Annotated in this window: 15 protein-coding genes; 8 read left to right on the top strand and 7 right to left on the bottom strand. The window is 47.1% G+C overall.

Annotated features, from left to right (window positions below; all coding sequences use genetic code 11):
• Nucleotides 1-144: 144 nt before the first annotated feature.
• Entirely contained in the window at nucleotides 145-1,260 is a 1,116-nt protein-coding gene (locus tag RBB45_RS22800; RefSeq protein WP_101550547.1) for an aminopeptidase, read from the bottom strand.
• 418 nt (nucleotides 1,261-1,678) lie between these two features.
• Between RBB45_RS22800 and RBB45_RS22795 the strand changes: the two genes are divergently transcribed.
• The 3 genes from RBB45_RS22795 (at nucleotide 1,679) to ytxJ (ending at nucleotide 3,113) form a co-directional block, all read left to right on the top strand.
• On the top strand, nucleotides 1,679-2,194 hold the full coding sequence (locus tag RBB45_RS22795) for a DUF948 domain-containing protein (protein ID WP_224951677.1): 516 nt from the start codon (nucleotides 1,679-1,681) through the stop codon (nucleotides 2,192-2,194).
• Nucleotides 2,195-2,216: 22 nt separating this feature from the next.
• Entirely contained in the window at nucleotides 2,217-2,717 is a 501-nt protein-coding gene (locus RBB45_RS22790; protein ID WP_009795369.1) for a YtxH domain-containing protein, read from the top strand.
• Between the two features lie 66 nt (nucleotides 2,718-2,783).
• Nucleotides 2,784-3,113, top strand: a complete 330-nt coding sequence (gene ytxJ / locus RBB45_RS22785) for a bacillithiol system redox-active protein YtxJ (protein WP_009795368.1) — start codon at nucleotides 2,784-2,786, stop codon at nucleotides 3,111-3,113.
• 40 nt (nucleotides 3,114-3,153) lie between these two features.
• Here the strand turns inward: ytxJ and RBB45_RS22780 are convergent, their stop codons facing one another.
• On the bottom strand, nucleotides 3,154-5,313 hold the full coding sequence (locus RBB45_RS22780) for a cell division protein FtsA (RefSeq protein WP_306010392.1): 2,160 nt from the start codon (nucleotides 5,311-5,313) through the stop codon (nucleotides 3,154-3,156).
• A 245-nt stretch (nucleotides 5,314-5,558) separates the two neighbouring features.
• Between RBB45_RS22780 and RBB45_RS22775 the strand changes: the two genes are divergently transcribed.
• From RBB45_RS22775 to motS, 4 genes are all read left to right on the top strand, one after another.
• Nucleotides 5,559-6,635, top strand: coding sequence for a bifunctional 3-deoxy-7-phosphoheptulonate synthase/chorismate mutase (locus tag RBB45_RS22775; protein WP_224951687.1), 1,077 nt, complete (start codon nucleotides 5,559-5,561; stop codon nucleotides 6,633-6,635).
• Nucleotides 6,636-7,178: 543 nt separating this feature from the next.
• A complete protein-coding gene (gene ccpA / locus RBB45_RS22770) occupies nucleotides 7,179-8,177 on the top strand; it encodes a catabolite control protein A (RefSeq protein ID WP_009795364.1) in 999 nt (332 codons plus the stop codon).
• Between the two features lie 106 nt (nucleotides 8,178-8,283).
• Nucleotides 8,284-9,102: a flagellar motor protein MotP gene (gene motP, locus RBB45_RS22765; RefSeq protein WP_224951674.1), complete on the top strand. Its 819-nt coding sequence runs from the start codon at nucleotides 8,284-8,286 to the stop codon at nucleotides 9,100-9,102.
• A complete protein-coding gene (motS, locus tag RBB45_RS22760) occupies nucleotides 9,092-9,832 on the top strand; it encodes a flagellar motor protein MotS (RefSeq protein ID WP_101550541.1) in 741 nt (246 codons plus the stop codon). Before motP ends, motS begins: the two co-directional genes overlap by 11 nt.
• A gap of 58 nt (nucleotides 9,833-9,890) precedes the next feature.
• Here the strand turns inward: motS and RBB45_RS22755 are convergent, their stop codons facing one another.
• The 4 genes from RBB45_RS22755 to RBB45_RS22740 all read right to left on the bottom strand — a co-directional run bounded on the left by RBB45_RS22755 (nucleotide 9,891) and on the right by RBB45_RS22740 (nucleotide 12,945).
• Nucleotides 9,891-10,355 carry a hypothetical protein gene (locus RBB45_RS22755; RefSeq protein WP_371931656.1) on the bottom strand — a complete coding sequence of 155 codons (465 nt, stop codon included), beginning with the start codon at nucleotides 10,353-10,355 and terminating at the stop codon, nucleotides 9,891-9,893.
• A 104-nt stretch (nucleotides 10,356-10,459) separates the two neighbouring features.
• Entirely contained in the window at nucleotides 10,460-11,632 is a 1,173-nt protein-coding gene (locus RBB45_RS22750; protein ID WP_129613911.1) for an acetoin utilization protein AcuC, read from the bottom strand.
• Nucleotides 11,629-12,276 carry an acetoin utilization AcuB family protein gene (locus RBB45_RS22745; RefSeq protein WP_009795359.1) on the bottom strand — a complete coding sequence of 216 codons (648 nt, stop codon included), beginning with the start codon at nucleotides 12,274-12,276 and terminating at the stop codon, nucleotides 11,629-11,631. The genes RBB45_RS22750 and RBB45_RS22745 overlap by 4 nt, the downstream gene beginning before the upstream one ends.
• 36 nt (nucleotides 12,277-12,312) lie before the next feature.
• Nucleotides 12,313-12,945: a GNAT family N-acetyltransferase gene (locus tag RBB45_RS22740; protein ID WP_094766884.1), complete on the bottom strand. Its 633-nt coding sequence runs from the start codon at nucleotides 12,943-12,945 to the stop codon at nucleotides 12,313-12,315.
• Nucleotides 12,946-13,193: 248 nt separating this feature from the next.
• Between RBB45_RS22740 and acsA the strand changes: the two genes are divergently transcribed.
• The gene (gene acsA / locus RBB45_RS22735) at nucleotides 13,194-14,912 is read left to right on the top strand and encodes an acetate--CoA ligase (protein WP_224951673.1); all 1,719 of its coding nucleotides are present in this window, start codon (nucleotides 13,194-13,196) and stop codon (nucleotides 14,910-14,912) included.
• Nucleotides 14,913-14,952: 40 nt separating this feature from the next.
• On the opposite strand, the gene RBB45_RS22730 is transcribed toward acsA, so the two are convergent.
• A complete protein-coding gene (locus RBB45_RS22730) occupies nucleotides 14,953-17,832 on the bottom strand; it encodes a transglycosylase domain-containing protein (RefSeq protein WP_224951672.1) in 2,880 nt (959 codons plus the stop codon).
• Between the last annotated feature and the right edge of the window lie 365 nt (nucleotides 17,833-18,197).

Raw genomic sequence — 18,197 nt, 5'->3', positions numbered from 1 at the left:
CACTAGCCAAACCTCCCAAAAAGGTTTCCGGGAGGTTCGTCTTGAGGGCTCCAGCATGGGAGTCATGCAGACGTTGCCACAGGACGTGGCGTTCTTAGTCTGCGTTTCTTAAGGTGATCAAGGAGCTTGCGCTTTTATTCCTGTTTATTTAAGATTTTCAGGGTTCAGCGCATCGAGTTCAGGGATGACGAATCTTCCATCCTTCCGGATCAGGACATCGTCAAAGTAGATTTCCCCTCCGCCATAGTCCGGACGCTGGATATTGACCATATCCCAGTGGATATTGGATGAATTGCCATTGTAGGCTTCATCATAGCATTGCCCTGGCGTGAAGTGGAAACTGCCATCAATTTTCTCATCGAAAAGAATGTCCTGCATCGGATGGAGGATATAAGGGTTCACGCCGATGGCGAATTCCCCGATATAGCGGGCGCCTTCATCTGTATCAAAGATCTTGTTGATTCTGTCTGTATCATTTGCTGACGCCTCAACAATCTTTCCATCCTTAAAGGTAAGCTTGACATTCTCAAAAGTAAATCCGTGATAAGGAGATGGAGTATTATATGTAATCACGCCGTTAACAGAATCTTTCACAGGGGCCGTATAGACTTCGCCGTCAGGAATATTCATCTGTCCAGAGCATTTGATTGCCGGAATATCCTTAATGGAGAAGGTCAAATCTGTCCCGGGGCCTGTCAGCCTTACTTTGTCTGTTTTGTCCATAAGCTCCACAAGGCTGTCCATCGCTTTGTCCATCTTGCCGTAATCCAGATTGCAGACATTAAAATAGAAATCCTCGAACGCCTCTGTGCTCATTTTCGCAAGCTGTGCCATTGAAGAGTTAGGATATCTCAGTACAACCCATTTTGTTTTTGGCACGCGGATTTCCCTGTGGACTTTCTTACCGATCGTGCTGCCGTGGATTTTCATTTTATCATCCGGCACATCGGCATGTTCATTGATGTTATCTCCAGATCTAAGGCCAATATAAGCATCCATCTTGCCCATCACGTTTGCTTCAAAGTCAGCCATCATATCGAACTGCTCATCCTGCGCGCCGAGCAGGAGCGCCCTGTCGACCTGCTGGTCCTTCAGCAGCACGAACGGGAAGCCGCCCGCTGCATAGGCTTCAGCGACAAGTGCAGTAACCAGTTCGCGCTGAAGTCCAAAGTTTTCAATTAAAACTTTCTCACCTTTTTGAAGGCGCACTGAATAATTAATTAAATTTTTTGCCAATGTTTGAATCCGGGGATCTTTCATCCTGATTCCTCCTTCATTTCTTCGTACAGCTATTATTGTACCCGAAAAAGCTTTTTTCTGCTTTAAATGATTATACTGGCACTTGTGCCTGTGGGGATTTGCAAAAGCTCCATGGTGATGGATATAATATTTTCGTACATAGTCAATCTGCAATCAGCTTTATTAGTTCATGCTGATTTTTGGCTCATTGTGAAACTCATCTGTTTTACAAGCGCCTTTTAGCCATGAAGAACATCTGGCTGAATGATCCCCAATATCAGCCGCAATGTTTAACACAGCCTGCAATTATAATGCTAAATGCCGCAAAAAGCAGGAGATTCAGGCCGGCTGATGGAATTACTTACAAGGACGGCCCTGGTTTAGGGTGCCTATCCCCGGGTAATAGAATAAATATATAACAATCATGGAGGTGCTTCTTTTGGAAATTATTCTATATTTGAGCGTGGCTTTAATAGCAGTAGCCTTTTTAGTGCTCGTCATTTTCCTATCCCGAACATTGAAATCCCTGGCGACAACATTGGATAGTGTGTCAACTACCTTAGATGGGCTTGAACAGCAGCTGGACGGTGTAACCCGTGAGACCACTGTTCTGCTTCATAAGACGAATGCCCTTGCGAGCGACATTCAGCAGAAGTCGGAAAGCCTTAATGGAGTGGTCAATGCGGTGAGGGATGTCGGAGATTCTGTCAGAAAGTTCAATGGGACGATTCAATCCATTTCTTCATCGGTCAATACGCAGGTTGAACAGAATAAGGATAAAATCTCCCAGGTGGTTCAATGGAGCAATGTATTCCTTGAGCTGAAAGATAAGTGGAAGATTCGCAAACAGCAGTCTTCTCCGCTCCAGAACCATATTGAGGATATACCGCCCGCAGAAAGAGCAGTAGAAAGAGCGGCTGCGAGAGCCCGGGAAAGAGAAAGAGCAAAATATTAAAGGAAGTGTAGGAGGATCCCACATGGCTTACAATGAAAGAATGACTACGCAGGCAAACGAGACAAGGCAGGAAGATAATATTAATTCCAAGGATTTTCTGATTGGTGCCCTGGTCGGCGGAATGGTGGGTGCTGCGGCAGCATTATTCCTTGCCCCTAAGACAGGGAAAGAGCTGAGGACAGACCTGAATGAGCAGGCTGCGGTGCTGAAGGAGAAAACTGGCCATCTTAAAGAGACAGCTGTGACAAAAGGTTCTGAATTGGCATCAGCAGCCAAAGAAAAGACCAGCACACTTACTCAGAGCGTTTCAAAGCAGTCTTCAGGCCTGGTTGAAAAGGTAAAGGGCATGTCAGGAAAGGCCGGCAGCCAATCTGAGGATTCCAGCGAAGAAGAGGAGGCGTTCACTGAAACAGTGCCTTCCGGCTCAGCTGCAATGCTTTCAGAAGAGGATGGGGAAAGCATACAGCAGAAGCTGGAGGAAACAAAGAACGCTTTTGATGAAACAGAAATGAAATACCGATAATTAGGAAATCAGGCGGTGGAGTGTTAAAATGACTCTGCCGCATTCTTTATTTCAGGAGGAAATAAGATGAAACAAATACATTCAATCGAAGAATTTAATAGCATTTTAGAAGAAAAGAGCCCGGCATTTCTACTGAAGCACAGCACCACCTGCCCTGTAAGCCAGGCGGCTTATGAAGAGTATGAAAGCTTCACGTCTTCTAACAGCAGCGTTCCTGCCTATTTTTTAACTGTACAGGATGCCCGCCCTGTCTCCAATCATGTGGCTGAGGAATATCATATTAAGCATGAATCCCCTCAGGCGATTCTTTTCTTGAACAAAGATGTTGTATGGCATGCATCACACTGGAAAATAACGGAAGATTCACTGGCGAAGGCTGTAAGTGAAAACAGCTGACACCAAAAGGCCGTTCCGGTAAAGGGACGGCCTTTTTAATTTATTTTACTTTAATGTGCTCAGGCCAGTGGATATGGAGGGTGTCCCCAGCATTTACCGGTTCATGGAAGGAGCATTTCCTTCCATTCCTCATTAGTTCAAAGCTGCCGGCTGCATGAGCGGGCGGCTTTACTTCAACATAGGTGAAAAGATCCTGGAAAATAAAAGGTTCTTCAGGGAGGTTCCTGATCTGGATTGAATCCCCGCTCCTGATTATACTCTCAGCTTTCAGCTTCACATCTTCGCGCCAAACCTCGGCTGCATCCCTTGTCAGGGTAATGCGCTCGCCGTTAAAGAATACAGGCAATGTCCGCGTAAGTGTCAGCTGCTTCTTTTCAGCCAGCTCGGCCACTGTCGCCTGGTGTTTTCCCGCGGCTTCAATCACATCCCCACCTTCACAGCCGCTTGAAGGTTTGGCATCAATCCCATTTCGGGTCAGCCTTCCAGAAAGAGAGGGAATGTATGTTTCTTTTCCGTTAATCCTCAGATGGAAGGGCTTTATGCTTTTTAATAAGTCTCCCAGGTTAAGAGTCTTTAAGACCGATTCAATGCTGTCAGCACTTCTGCACTCAATTTTATCGCGGTCCTCCACAGAATCTTCCGAAGACGCTGCTATACCGTTTTTGGAAATGATTGCTTTGACACTATAGTCCTTCCCATTGACGATCACGTTTTTATCCGGAATGGTATCGACCAGGTCCTTAATTTTAAGAAAAGATGCTCTTCCGTCAGCGCCCCTGGCAACTGTCAGCATATCTCCATCCTTGACTCCGTCATCCAAAGAACAGGCAGAGCCATTTTGCAGCAGAACAGGCGGATTGCCGTGCTCTCCAGGTATCGTGATGCTTAGGCCATTCAAGGATATAATCTTGGCCATGCCGGGCTTTCCATAAAGCTTGCTCATTTTGATCCCGGCAGCAAGGAGGCAGTCGCCCACAGTCAATTTTTTCACTTCAAAAAGGCGGACAGGCAGATCATTTACATAAACGGTCCTGTATTGGACAGGAGACTGCAAGGCCGCTATCGCTATCCCAACCGGCGTAACAAGATCAGGGCCTTTTAATATATGGTCGGCGAAGGCCAGGGAAGCGACTGCATCAATCCCCCTGATGGCAACCCGGTTCTCCGGGAGTTCCAGGCGGGCTGCAACCATTTGGGGCAGGCGCGGCGTAAGGCTCCCGCCCCCCACAAGCATGACGGCCTTGGGAGATTTATGATTATTGAGCTGCAGAATTTCATTACAAATCGAATCTGCAAGCTTTTCGATTGCCGGTTCAATTTGTGAAATAATATCTTCACTGTCCCAGTCTGTTTCAAAGCCGAGAATATCTGTCGTTTTAATCGTATTGTGATCAAGCAGTTTCCGTTTTGCTTCTTCAGCCAAAGGGAAATCGAGAAGAAGCTGATCGCTGAGTGACTCAGTGATCTCATCCCCTGCAACAGGGACCATACCATATGCAATAACGGTTCCGGAATCTGTAAGGGCAATATCAGAAGTACCCGCCCCAATGTCGACAAGCGCAACGTTCAGCCTCCTCATGGACGGCGGTATGAGGACATTGATGGCGGCAATAGGCTCGAGTGTAAGAGCCTGCATTTCAAGGCCGGCACGGTGGAGGGCAGAAATCAGCGACTCAACGACCACTCTGGGAAGGAATGTTGCAATAATATCGACTGAAGCTTCTTCTCCCTGCTGGTCAATGAGATTGCCAATTTCTTCACCATCCAGCCTGTAATGCAGCACAGAGTATCCGACACAATAATAATAATGGCTTTTATCCGACTTCTGCTCTTCCGCTACTTCTGCCTGCGCCTGCTGAACCGCGCTCAGCTCAAGATGGAGGATATCATCCTTCTGGATTATTGGCTTGCCGGTGATATTGACGGATGCCTGGGCCCTTTTAGTTTTGAGGGCCCTTCCGGCAGCTGCGACGCAGACCTTTTTTAAGGGGCCATGGGCTGCTTCAAGGTCTTCCTTAATCTCAGCGATGATTTTGGATACAGAGATGACGTTGTGGATCTGTCCATCAAGCATGGCTCGTTCTTTATGTTCTTTCGTGTGGATATCTATTACTTTGAACTGCCCGTCCTGTTCTTCCAGGATGATTCCGACCACTGAACGGGTGCCGATATCAAGGGCGAATATTTTATTTTTAAGCAAGGGATGCACCTTCTTTTACAGGATAGAGGAAACTTAAGCCTATCTCCATAGGTAAATTTCTTTAATGCTTAAAAGCGTTTAATTAATAAAGAAAAAATACGTGACATTGGCAGTTAATTCATATATAATAATCCCTAATTATAAAAAATGTATCATATTTTAACAGGCCGATAAAGAAGAACCGTTGCGGATGCTAATTTAGGGCGCAATACTTCGGTTCAGCCAAAGAGAAGGGACGGGACATGATGAGCAATAAAGAATTAGATCAGCTGCGCGAACGAGTAGAGGAAATCAATCTTCAGCTGTTATCATTGATCAGCGAGAGGGCAAGCCTTGTTCAGGAAATTGGAAGGGTTAAGGAAACTCAGGGTGTTAACCGCTATGATCCTGTCCGTGAAAGAAAAATGCTGGATTCCATTAAAGAACATAACGAGGGGCCGTTTGAAAACTCAACGATCGAGCACCTGTTCAAGGAAATCTTTAAGGCAGGGCTTGAACTGCAGAAAGATGACCACCGCAAAGCGCTCCTTGTTTCCCGGAAGAAAAAGCCAGAAAATACCGTTGTCGATTTAAGAGGCGAAAAAATCGGCGACGGCAACCCGCATTTTGTCTTTGGGCCATGTGCTGTCGAGTCCTATGAACAAGTGGCTACAGTTGCGGCAGCAGTAAAGGCCAAGGGCATGAAGCTTCTCCGCGGCGGTGCCTATAAGCCTAGAACCTCTCCTTATGATTTCCAGGGGCTGGGACTTGAAGGCCTGAAAATCCTGAAGAGAGTCGCAGATGAATATGACCTTGCTGTTATCAGTGAAATAGTCAATCCTGCTGATATTGAAACAGCTTCAGAATACCTGGATGTCATTCAGATCGGTGCAAGGAATATGCAGAACTTTGAGCTCCTGAAAGCAGCGGGTGCAGCCAATAAACCGGTATTGCTTAAGAGGGGCCTTGCGGCTACCATTGAAGAATTCATCAATGCCGCTGAATATATCATGGCTCAGGGCAATGGGCAGATCATCCTCTGCGAGAGGGGCATCCGCACATACGAACGTGCAACACGCAATACGCTTGATATTTCTGCCGTTCCAATCTTGAAGCAGGAAACGCATCTTCCTGTTATGGTCGATGTCACCCACTCTACCGGAAGAAGGGATTTGCTTCTTCCAACTGCCAAAGCAGCACTGGCAATCGGTGCAGACGGCGTCATGGCCGAAGTCCACCCTGATCCTGCGGTTGCTCTCTCGGATTCAGCACAGCAGATGGACCTGAATCAGTTTGACGATTTCATGGCACAGCTTAAGGCTTCTTCCTTTGTAAAAGTATAAGGCAGAGCATACAGGGATATTCCTTTGCCGGCTATATAAAAAGGGCTCTTCTGATTTTTTCAGGAGAGCCCTTTTCTTTGATGGGAAGGTCATTTGCATAAAATATAAAGAGGTTTTGGCATTTACGGAGTTATGTCTTTGAATAAATCGCCGCTTTTTTGTAAAATAAAAGGGCTTTACATTGCGGCAAACGCCTGTCTGTCGTATGATTAAAGACATAATTAGACAAGTTTAGTTATTCACAAACAGGAAAATTGCGTTACTGTTTGGGATATCAGGACAACATAAGTAATGAACTTAAAAAATGCATGGCCAAATCAATTTATATTTTTCTTTTTATTAGGCTGTGTTAGTGTACCTTGTTGATTTCGGGCTCATGCGTGCGAAACTTTGTTTCACACGATTTCAGCACAGTTGAAATGATCCTAAAATTTAACAGCAATGTTTAACAAAGCCTTTTATTAATAAAGCTGATTGGCAAAGGATACTGGCTAAGACAGTGTGGTAAAAGAGGAATGTTCAAGTGAAAAAGGAGTGTTTTAAATGAATGTAACAATCTATGATGTTGCCCGTGAAGCAAATGTTTCAATGGCAACGGTTTCCCGTGTAGTAAACGGAAACCCGAACGTAAAACCTGCAACAAGGAAAAAAGTGCTTGAGGTCATCGAGAGGCTTGGATACCGTCCAAATGCCGTTGCCAGGGGACTTGCCAGCAAGAAAACGACCACTGTAGGCGTCATCATCCCGGATATTTCCAGCACCTTCTTTGCAGAGCTGGCAAGGGGCATCGAGGATATTGCAACGATGTATAAGTACAATATTATCCTGAGCAATTCTGATCAGAATAAAGATAAAGAGCTTCACCTGCTGAATACTATGCTGGGCAAGCAAGTGGACGGGATCGTATTCATGGGCGGAAATATTACAGCTGAACATGTGGATGAGTTCGAAAAATCCCCAGTACCGATCGTTCTGGCCGGTTCCATTGAGGAATCAGAGAAAATTCCTTCTGTTAATATCAATTACGAGCAGGCCGCTTATGATGCGGTACAGACTTTCATTGAAAAAGGCCATAAGGAGATCGGCATTGCCATCGGGCCGCTGCATGAACCGATCAATGAAGCGAAAAAGCTTGCCGGCTACAAAAGGGCACTCAGTGAAGCAGGCATTGAATATAGGGAAGAGCTGGTTGCAGAAGGAGATTATACGTATGATTCCGGAATCGAAGCGTTTGAAAAGCTGATGGAGGCATCTGTAAAGCCGACAGCCATCTTTGCCGGGTCTGATGAAATGGCCCTGGGTGTTGTCCATGGTGCAGAGGACAAAGGCTTTTCTGTACCTAACGACGTTGAAGTCATCAGCTCAGACAACACACGCCTTGCTTTGATGGTAAGGCCGCAGCTTACGAGCGTCGTCCAGCCGCTTTATGATATCGGGGCGGTTGCCATGCGCCTCCTGACCAAATATATGAACAAAGAGAAAGTAACGGAAAACATTGTCGTCCTGCCTCACCGGATTGAATATCGAGACTCAACAAAATAATAATAATGCCGATATAAAAAGAGAGCGGGCAGAATCCTTCATGCCAGGATCAGGGGATTCTGCTCTCAGGTGTTATTGGATTATAAGCTAACCAGGGAGAGGAATTATGAGAAAGCTCGATACTCTTACACCGATTGGCTTGTTTATCGGTTTTGCAATGCTGGTTTTTGGAATTATGACAAACGGGGGCTTCAGCGGCTTCCTGTCTTTTGTGGATCCCGCTTCTATGCTGATTGTCCTTGGCGGACTGAGTTCCGGCCTGCTGGTCAGCTTTCCATTGAGGGACATCAAGCATTCCTTTACAGTGGTCCGCCAATCTTTTTCAAATGATGAAAAGAATTTGGCCGAGATCATCGATGTATTTGTCAAGCTATCGGACAAGGCCCGCCGGGAAGGACTGCTGTCCCTTGAAACCGAGATAGAACAGATGGAAGATCCTTTTATCAGGAAGGGTGTCCTGCTGGCGGTCGACGGGCTCGAGCCGGATGTGATCAATGATATTATGAATGCCGAGATTGCGGCCATGGAGGAAAGGCACCGGAAGGGAAGGAGCATCCTTGAAAAAGCGGGAGAATATGCTCCTGCCTGGGGGATGATCGGGACTCTCATCGGGCTTGTACTGATGCTGAAGAATCTGAATGATCCTGCAAGCCTTGGGCCGAACATGGCAATTGCCCTCCTCACGACCTTATATGGTTCGCTGTTGGCCAATCTTGTTTTTTTGCCGATGGCAGCCAAGCTTCTGCTGAAAACTGAGAAGGAAGTATTTCTGAAACAAATTGTCATTGAAGGCGTTCTCGGTGTACAGGCAGGGCAGAACCCGAGGCTGCTGGAAGAAAAGCTGGGCGCTTTCCTTTCTGCCCAGGAAAGAAAAGAGAAGTATGAGGCTCAAGCATCAGCGGAGGGCCTAGAATATGGCGATTAACAGACGACCGAGAACAGAGCCGAAGGGTGCGCCAAAGTGGATGGTGACATTTTCTGATCTTGTCACTCTTATCCTCGTATTCTTCATTTTGTTATTTTCTATGTCGCAGATTGATATTGTCAAATTCAAGGCCGTTTCTGAATCGTTCCAGGACAAGCAGTTCATGGATTTTTATCCTTCAATCATTCCATTTGAAAATCCTTCGGAAAATGACAAGAATGTTGTGAACCAGGGGCCGGATTCGGACAGGCAGGAAGAGGAGAGACTGGAGAACCTTCTGCAGGAAGTGGAAGGCTATCTTGAAAAGAACGGCCTTGAGGATGTTATTGTGGCCAACCGGACAGAGCGAGGTGTGGTGCTGGTCCTTCAAGAGCAGGTGCTTTTTGAATCAGGTGAAGCCGAAATCATCGACAGGAACAGCGGGTTTCTGGATAAGGTGGGGTCACTGCTTGCCGGTATGCCGAACCTAGTCAAGGTAGAGGGGCACACGGACAACAGGCCGATTGCCACCTACCGATATCCGTCAAATTGGGAGCTTTCTGCCGCGCGGGCAAGCAGTGTCATCAGGTATCTGGCAGGCACAGGCGTTGACAGCAAACGCTTTATTGCTGTTGGCTACGGAGACACCCGGCCGCTCGTCCCGAATGATTCGGCGGAAAATCTTGAAAAGAACCGGCGTGTTGAAGTTATCATTTCAGATCCCCGCTATGAGGAAAATACAGATTCATAGGAATAGGAAAAAGGCTGTATCTCTTTCTTGAGAAACAGCCTTTTTTCTATTCCATTTGTTATTTCTTGTCCAGAAAGTTCTTTCCAAACTCCGAGAGCAGCCATGGCCAGGGCAAGGATTCTAAATTGAACTCAAATTTGCCATCATCATTCCCGCCTATTGGCGTAAGCTGCTGGTGAAGAACTGTGTTTCCTTCCTGGGCAGCAAGGCTGGCATTCCTGCCAAAGCAATTCGCTATAACTTCATCGCCGCCGATAATCCGGATTTCATAGAAAAGTACACCAGCAAGATTTGTATACATGACCGCCAGCTTCTCAGATTCCAGCTTATGCGGGAACATCACCGCATTATTCTTCCCAATCAGGACGGGAAGCTTTGCCGGTTTTGAATAGGACGACCAGTTCCATACTTCCACAGTCACTTCCTGCACGCTTTGCCCTGTATTGGCCAGATTGATAACCGCAGCCACTGTCCCTGGCTCTTTGCGCAGGACACCTGTGGAGAGAGTCCTCATTTTCCCCAATTTGCATATCTCCTTTCATAGAAAGCATCGCAGCATATTGTATGCAAACTGAAAGGATGAGCTTGGACAAAGGGCATGGCTGGCAGGATTTTTTGCCGGAAAGACTAGAGGGATTCAGAATGTGTCTTATTCCGGATAGGATACAGAGCCTTGGCTGCTGTATTGGCATTTTTCTCAGTTATTTCAGGTTTTCGCGGGATGGGCGGATACAGATTGTCAGGATCATCCCACTCTTCCGGCAGCTCTACCGGAGCCTGATCTTTCCAAGTCTTAATCCATCCCTCCGGCAATCTCCCATAGCAATTGGGGTTTCCCGTCATCTCCATCCAGATCAGGGCCCAGGCCCTTGGCACAACCCGCCAGATATCATAGCCGCCTCCGCCGACGGCAATCCATCTTCCATCACAATATTGGTGGGCTATTTCATGGGCCAGCTTAGGAATTTCGCGATAGATTTTCATGGTCGCAGATAAATGTGTAAGCGGATCCAAATAATGAGAGTCGGCGCCATTCTGTGTCACAATGACGTCAGGGCGGAAAAAGTCGGCGATCTCTCTTACTGAATCGCGGTAAGCCTGAAGCCATGATTCATCTTCCGTAAAAGCGTCCACCGGGATATTAAAAGAATAGCCATACCCTTTCCCCTGCCCTCTTTCATTGACATTGCCGGTCCCTGGAAAAAGATAGCGGCCTGTTTCATGGATAGACAGGGTGCACACATCAGGATCATCATAGAACGCCCATTGAACACCGTCACCGTGGTGTGCATCAGTGTCGATATACAGGACACGGGCTTTATATTTTTCCTGAAGATATTTTATGGCAACAGAGCTGTCATTATAAATGCAGAATCCCGAAGCTTTGCCGCGGAAACCGTGGTGAAGGCCTCCGCCGAGATGGAGGGCATGCTGCGCTTTGCCCTCCATTACATAATCTGCCGCAGTCAGGCTTCCCCCGACAAGCAGGGAGCTTGCTTCATGCATATCAGCAAATATCGGAGTATCCTCTGTACCAATTCCATAGCTTTCGGCCATTTCTGCCGGAAGCTTGCCCTGGCCTGCCAGCTTCACCGCCTGTACATAATTGGGATCATGGATAAGGCATATTTCCTCATCGGAAGCAGGTCTGGGCGGAATGATGCTGCCGGCATCAATTGCTCCGGCCTGCTGAAGAAGATCAAGTGTAAGTTTTAATCTCAGCTGGTTAAAAGGATGCTGGGGATTGAACTTATAGTTCAGCAGCTCCTCTGAAAAAATAAAAATGCTGTCGCGGGTCATGGCAGCATCCCCTGGCCATTCGGCCACAGCACATGATGTCCGGCCTTTTTCAGGTCTGATATCAAGGTTTGCGGATTCATGGTCCTGACCCGGAGCACAATGATTTTAAATTGTTCATCCTGCTTGTCAGGGTAGACGAGGACACTTTGGATATTGACCTTGCGATCTTTGAAAACCTCTGTCAGGTCTGACAGAACGCCGGCCCTGTTCGGAACCCTCACTTCTATTTGGGAACCTGGCTGGTTGGCGCCTGTCAGCTCCACCAGGGTATAAAGCAGATCCGTTTCCGTTACAATGCCGACCAGTGTCCCTTCCTTCACGATTGGGACGCAGCCAATATTATGTTCATATAGCACTGCTGCAATTTCCTCCGCAAAATCAAGCGGATGGCCGGTGATGATATCTGTTTTCATGATTGCCTTCAGCGGCTTGCCCAGCTCGCTCCTGTCGGCATCCAGCTGGAAAATGGAAGGAGCTGCATCGCGGATATCCCTGTCAGAAATGATGCCGACTAACCGGCGCTCCGAATCTATGATCGGAAGATGGCGGATTTTCCTGTCATTCATAAGCCGGAGGGCTTCTGCAATAGAATGGTCAGGAGAGAGTGCGGCAACATCGACTTTCATTATGTCTTCTACAATCATGGAGATTTTCCCCCTTAACTAGAGAAATAGAAAAGGCTAGTACATAAATCGGTTCATAAAGCGGAGCTGGTCAAATCTCTGGATGGATTCAGGGTCCACCCTTTTGCCGATCCTTGCCATCAGGCAGTTGGCCGGATGGGAACTGATTTCAGGATCATCCGTGGCATACCATTCGAGCCCGCCTGCATTCATCATTTTTTCCATTACCTTGCGATATTCCCACACATTCAGTCCTGTCCCTTTAAGGTCCCAATGCCAGTAATATTCTGTCGTTATGATAATATAATTTTCCATATAATCATCCATCATGGACACCTGCAAAAGGCTTTTTCCTGTGCCTGCACCCCTGAACTTCGGGATCACCTCAATGGCTCCCAGCTCTATCAGGTTTTTCATATTGCCTTCCGACCATCTTTCGAGGGGATCGGGGTACAGATAGGTCACATAGCCGACAATCGTCATCCCGTCCCGGGCGATGATGATCCTGCCTTCCGGAAGGGACGCGATTTCAATCAGGGCCTTATGCTGCTGCTGCGGAGGGCGGAATGCGACCAGGTCCTCGTGAAACTCATACTGTGCCAATTTTTCTGACGGGACGGGACCCTCGATGATCAGGCTCCCTTTAACTGTCTTCAATTCTTTCGCATTATAAGTCATTGTATGTTCCATCGATTCACCACCAAAAAATCATTGCATTTCAGTTGTACTCCTATTATACATAAAAAACAGCAGTAAAAGCGCTTCCAAACTATTTTATCAATAAATTGCAAATATTTAATCTTGAAGTTTCGTATATTTCCTGTATGACAAAAGTATTAAATCGGCTGACCGCAATCGCTTGCAATATTTTAAAAATTGAGAAAAGAAATGTTTTGTACTATAATAATGACAAACATTGTAAAAGGGGGAGCATGCAAATGAAAGTGGAAGCGCTGCCAGCAGTCCAGGGAAATTTCAATCTGGCAAACTATGACGAACTGTACAGTCAATTTGACTGGAAGGAAGCAGAAAAAGAGTTTTCGTGGAGCGAGACCGGGAAAGTCAATATGGCTTATGAAGCCATAGACCGACATGCAGAATCTTTCCGGAAAAACAAAGTGGCATTATATTACCGGGACGGCCAAAGAAAAGAGAAGTATACCTTCAAGGAAATGAAGGATCTTTCCAACAAGGCCGGCAATGTTTTAAAAAATTATGGTGATGTCGAGAAAGGGGATCGCGTCTTTATTTTTATGCCGCGTTCGCCTGAATTGTATTTCTCTGTCCTTGGAGCCATTAAGCTCGGGGCTATTGTAGGGCCTTTATTCGAAGCGTTCATGGAAGGAGCAGTCCGCGACCGCCTTGAAGACTCGGGGGCGAAAGTTCTGGTCACAACGCCAGAGCTGCTTGGCCGGGTGCCGGTGGATGAGCTTCCAGATTTGAAGACTGTATTCCTGGTTGGGGATCGAATAGAAGAAGATGGCCCGTTTATCGACTTTAATAAAAGATTCGCCGAGGCCGGCACAAAACTGGGGATAGAGTGGGTGGAACGCACAGATGGGCTGATCCTTCATTATACATCCGGCTCCACAGGGAAGCCAAAAGGAGTCCTGCATGTACATAACGCTATGATCCAGCATTACCAGACAGCCAAATGGGTGCTGGATCTGCAGGAAGAGGATGTCTACTGGTGTACGGCTGATCCTGGATGGGTGACAGGGACTTCCTATGGAATCTTTGCTCCATGGCTTTCTGGTGCGTCGAATGTTATTGTCGGCGGGCGATTCAATCCTGAAACATGGTATAAAATGATCGAGGAATATGGAGTGACGGTCTGGTACAGTGCGCCAACAGCCTTCCGTATGCTGATGGGTGCAGGAGACGAAGTGGTGAAGAACTTCGACCTGGGCAGCCTGCGCCATATTTTAAGTGTCGGGGAGCCTCTGAATCCTGAAGTTGTCAGATGGGGAATGAAGGTCTTCCATTTGAGGATCCATGATACATGGTGGATGACTGAAACCGGTGCACAGCTGATCTGTAATTATCCTTGCATGGAGATCAAGCCGGGATCCATGGGCAAGCCGATACCAGGCGTAGAAGCCGCCATTGTGGATGATCAGGGAAATATCCTTCCGCCTCACAGGATGGGGAATCTGGCCATCAAAAAAGGCTGGCCGTCCATGATGCAGACGATCTGGAATAACGAACCGAAATATCAATCCTATTTCATGCCTGGAGACTGGTATGTTTCCGGTGACTCAGCTTATATGGATGAAGACGGCTATTTCTGGTTCCAGGGGCGAATTGATGATGTCATCATGACCTCCGGAGAGCGGGTAGGGCCATTCGAAGTAGAGAGCAAGCTTGTTGAACACCCGGCTGTCGCTGAAGCTGGGGTCATTGGCAAACCGGACCCTGTCCGCGGGGAAATCATCAAGGCTTTCATTGCACTGAGAGATGGCTATGAAGCGTCTGACGAATTGATTGAAGATATCCGCCAGTTTGTCAAAAAAGGCCTGGCCGCTCATGCAGCGCCGCGCGAAATCGAATTCCGCGACAAGCTTCCAAAAACACGGAGCGGAAAAATCATGCGCCGGGTCCTTAAAGCATGGGAACTGGATCTGCCTACAGGCGATTTATCGACAATGGAAGATTAACACAAAGGGAGAAGCCATATTGGCTTCTCCCTTTGTTATATTATTCACTGCCGCTTTCATCCTGACCTCCATCATCTGGGTTTGGTTCATTTTCAGCAGGCTTTTCTTCATCCGGTTTGTCTTCCGGCTTTTCCTCTGGTTTATTTCCAGGAGGATCGGACGGCTTCGTTTCCTTCGGCTTATCCGTCACCGGCGGAGCGGCCTGGCCGATCTGAATCGTGTTTGATGCACCTGATTCCCTGCCGGCAATATCGACGGCCGTGACATAATAGGAACCATTGCCGCCGCTGAATGAAAGGCCAGAGCCAGCTCTCACGCTGCCGACTTTGGCTCCGCCGCTGTAGACCCTGTAGCCGATCACATCTGATTCAGGATGCTGCCCCCATACAATGGAGCTTCCTGAAGCTTTGATTGATGGAGCGGAAGGTGTTTTGCCGTTATCCTCGATTTTATCCTGGGGAACGAGAACTTTAGACCATCTGTCCTTCTGCGGGATCAGCTGGCCAGGATCCACATTCACGCCAAATAGCTTTTCAATATAATCAGGGTTAAGGATAAGCCCTGATTCAGCAAATTCGGCTGGCGTTGAATCAAGCGCCAGATATTTTCTGTCGCCAATGCGGACGAATTTACCATTCACAAGGCTGTCATCCGTTTTGGTTGGCACATACTTGCTGTTAAACAGGTCTGTCTCCACCAGGCCGGCCTGTGAGCAGGCTTCTGATGGGAGAAGGCCGGATACACCGCAGAAGGATCTTCTGACAATCCCGCCTGGCATCTTGATGCTTTCGCTCGGATCAACGAGATCCGGGGCAACATCGTAGGCTGCATTCATCAAATCTGCCCAAAGATAAATATTCCTCATGCTGTAGCTCATGCCGCCTGTTTTTAATGACTTGGGCGTGTCATATCCTGTCCAGATGCCGAAAGAAACATTCGGGTTCGTCGCTACAAACCATGCATCATGGAACATATTGCCTGTACCGGTTTTCCCGGCCCAGTCAGAACTGAATTTCAGTCTGTTTTTCAAAGAAGTGGCTGTACCGCTGTTAATGACATCCCGCATCATATCATAAGTAAGATATGCCGTCTGCGGGCTGAAGACCTCAACAGGCTCAGGTTTATGCTGGTAAACGATATTCCCGTCTCTGTCAGTGATTTTATCAATTATATAGGCATCAACGAATTTGCCGCTGTTGGCAAATGTCCCGAATGCATTAGTGTTCTCTTCAACGGTCACACCGTTTTCAAGAGATCCGATAGCAGTGGACAGGTTCGTATAATCCGGTTCAATCAGCGAGGTAAAGCCCATTTTTTTCAGGTATTCTGCCGGCCTTTGGCCGACAATATCCTTGTATAGCTTGACGGCAGGTACGTTATAAGATTTCGCAAGAGCATATCTTGCCGTTACAAGTCCGGTATAGCGCAAATCATAGTTATTTGGCCATGGCCTATTCAAGCCAGGTGCAAGCATCAGCGGCACATCTGGAAGTATGGTGCCCGGAGATGCTTTTCCAAGCTCAAAGGCAGGTGCGTAAACCAGAAGCGGCTTCATGGTAGAGCCGTTCTGCCTGACCGCATGTGTGGCGTGATTCAGCTTTTCTTTCTTATAGTCACGGCCGCCCACAAAGCTGATGATCTTTCCGGTAGAATTCTCGATGAGGACAGCACCGACCTCGACCGGTTCCATGATGCTTACCTCTTCTCCGGTATCTGGATCAGTCATCTTCTGGGCTTTATCAGGACCGTAATGCTGATACTGATTTTTTACCTGCTGCATTCTATCGTAGATTTCCTTATTGATGGTTGAATGGATCTTGTAGCCGTTTTGGCGCAGATTCTTATCAGCCAGAGCGAGGTATCGCTGCTTGGTTTCTTCGTCACTGTTGTACTGCTCCATTGCGCCGTCTTTTTCAGCCAGCACCTTGGACATGACTTCGGCTGCACGCTCCTCAATTTCAAATGTGACCCAAGGATATTTTTCTACCGCACTTGAGCCTGCAGGAACGAAATCTTTGGTAATATCATAAGCAAGAGCTTCTTGATATTCTTTATCGGAAATCTTTCCGTCGTCATACATCCGTTTCAGAACGGTCTTCATTCTTGACAATCCAGGTTCCAGATCCTCTTTGACGGTCCCTTTGTTTGTAAAAGGGGTATATCCGAAAGGGCTCTGCGGAAGACCGGCGATAAAAGCGGACTGGGCAATATTCAGGTCTTTGGCAGGAACCCCGAAAATTCCCTTTGCTGCTGCCTGTACGCCGCCGATATTCCGGCCGGATGAATTGCGCCCGAATGTTGACACATTCAGGTAGGCTTCAAGGATTTCTTTTTTATCAAAGAATTTTTCGAGCCGGAGCGCGAGCAGGATTTCTTTTGCCTTCCTCTCGAATGACACTTCATTTGTCAGAATCTGATTCTTGATCAGCTGCTGTGTCAGGGTGCTTCCGCCGCTTTGTACAGCGCTGTTTGATACTTCCTGGTAGAGTGCGCGCAGAATTGCTTTTGGCACAACACCATCATGCTCATAAAAATATTCATCCTCTGTCGCAATGACTGCGTCCTTCAGATATTCTGATACATCCTCAAGCTTTACTTCCTCCCGCTCAAGGTCTGTGCGGAGCTTTCCGAGGTAGACATTATCGGCAAAATAAAGCTCTGATGTTTCTTCATAATTGTATATATCTTTCTTCATGCTCTCATAGGAACGGATCGGCTCATCTTTCACCAGGGAGGCAAAATACCCGGCACCCACTCCTCCTGCAAAAGCTCCTCCGAGAACAACGAGTATAATGAACAGAAGAGTTAAATTCCACACGACTTGATAGGTAATAGAAGCGCCTTTTACTGTCTTTTTATTTGTAAAAAGGCTTAGCCAGGACCTGAATTTATTGTTCAAATTATGTTTTTCCCCCTTCATTTTATAAACCCCCAAAACCACATACATTATAGCACAAACCCAGGCGCCATTTGACAAGCACTGACATTTTTCTGAAATTTCCTTTTTTATGCGGGCGTGGAATCTGTGCGGTGTTTAATCGGGTGAGGGGAAGGCTGAAGTAGGGCAGACGCAAATATATGGGGGAACTCGCAAATAAAATGACAAACTCGCAAATATATCAGAAATGTCGCAAATATATTGAAAAACCCGCAAATATAGTTGAAAACTCGCAAATATCTGCAGTTCAGGGTGCCCTGGTTAGGGGGTTAGCCCCTCGAGTCATAAGCCAATCAGGCCAGAAGGTTAAAGAACAACCTTCCGTCCTGATCGTCTTATGCTTGTCG

Source organism: Bacillus sp. MMSF_3328 (assembly GCF_030733525.1).
GTDB classification, from domain to species: domain Bacteria; phylum Bacillota; class Bacilli; order Bacillales; family Cytobacillaceae; genus Bacillus_AB; species Bacillus_AB infantis.
Note: the sequence above shows the minus strand (reverse complement) of the source record. Positions and strands in the feature narration are given on the sequence as shown.

Coding starts and splice junctions, on each gene's coding strand:
- ytxJ (WP_009795368.1), top strand. CDS start 2,784: ATGAAACAAATACATTCAATCGAAGAATTTAATAGCATTTTAGAAGAA.
- RBB45_RS22790 (WP_009795369.1), top strand. CDS start 2,217: ATGGCTTACAATGAAAGAATGACTACGCAGGCAAACGAGACAAGGCAG.
- RBB45_RS22745 (WP_009795359.1), bottom strand. CDS start 12,276: ATGATTGTAGAAGACATAATGAAAGTCGATGTTGCCGCACTCTCTCCT.
- RBB45_RS22740 (WP_094766884.1), bottom strand. CDS start 12,945: ATGGAACATACAATGACTTATAATGCGAAAGAATTGAAGACAGTTAAA.
- ccpA (WP_009795364.1), top strand. CDS start 7,179: ATGAATGTAACAATCTATGATGTTGCCCGTGAAGCAAATGTTTCAATG.
- RBB45_RS22750 (WP_129613911.1), bottom strand. CDS start 11,632: ATGACCCGCGACAGCATTTTTATTTTTTCAGAGGAGCTGCTGAACTAT.
- acsA (WP_224951673.1), top strand. CDS start 13,194: ATGAAAGTGGAAGCGCTGCCAGCAGTCCAGGGAAATTTCAATCTGGCA.
- motP (WP_224951674.1), top strand. CDS start 8,284: ATGAGAAAGCTCGATACTCTTACACCGATTGGCTTGTTTATCGGTTTT.
- RBB45_RS22800 (WP_101550547.1), bottom strand. CDS start 1,260: ATGAAAGATCCCCGGATTCAAACATTGGCAAAAAATTTAATTAATTAT.
- RBB45_RS22775 (WP_224951687.1), top strand. CDS start 5,559: ATGAGCAATAAAGAATTAGATCAGCTGCGCGAACGAGTAGAGGAAATC.
- motS (WP_101550541.1), top strand. CDS start 9,092: ATGGCGATTAACAGACGACCGAGAACAGAGCCGAAGGGTGCGCCAAAG.
- RBB45_RS22730 (WP_224951672.1), bottom strand. CDS start 17,832: ATGAAGGGGGAAAAACATAATTTGAACAATAAATTCAGGTCCTGGCTA.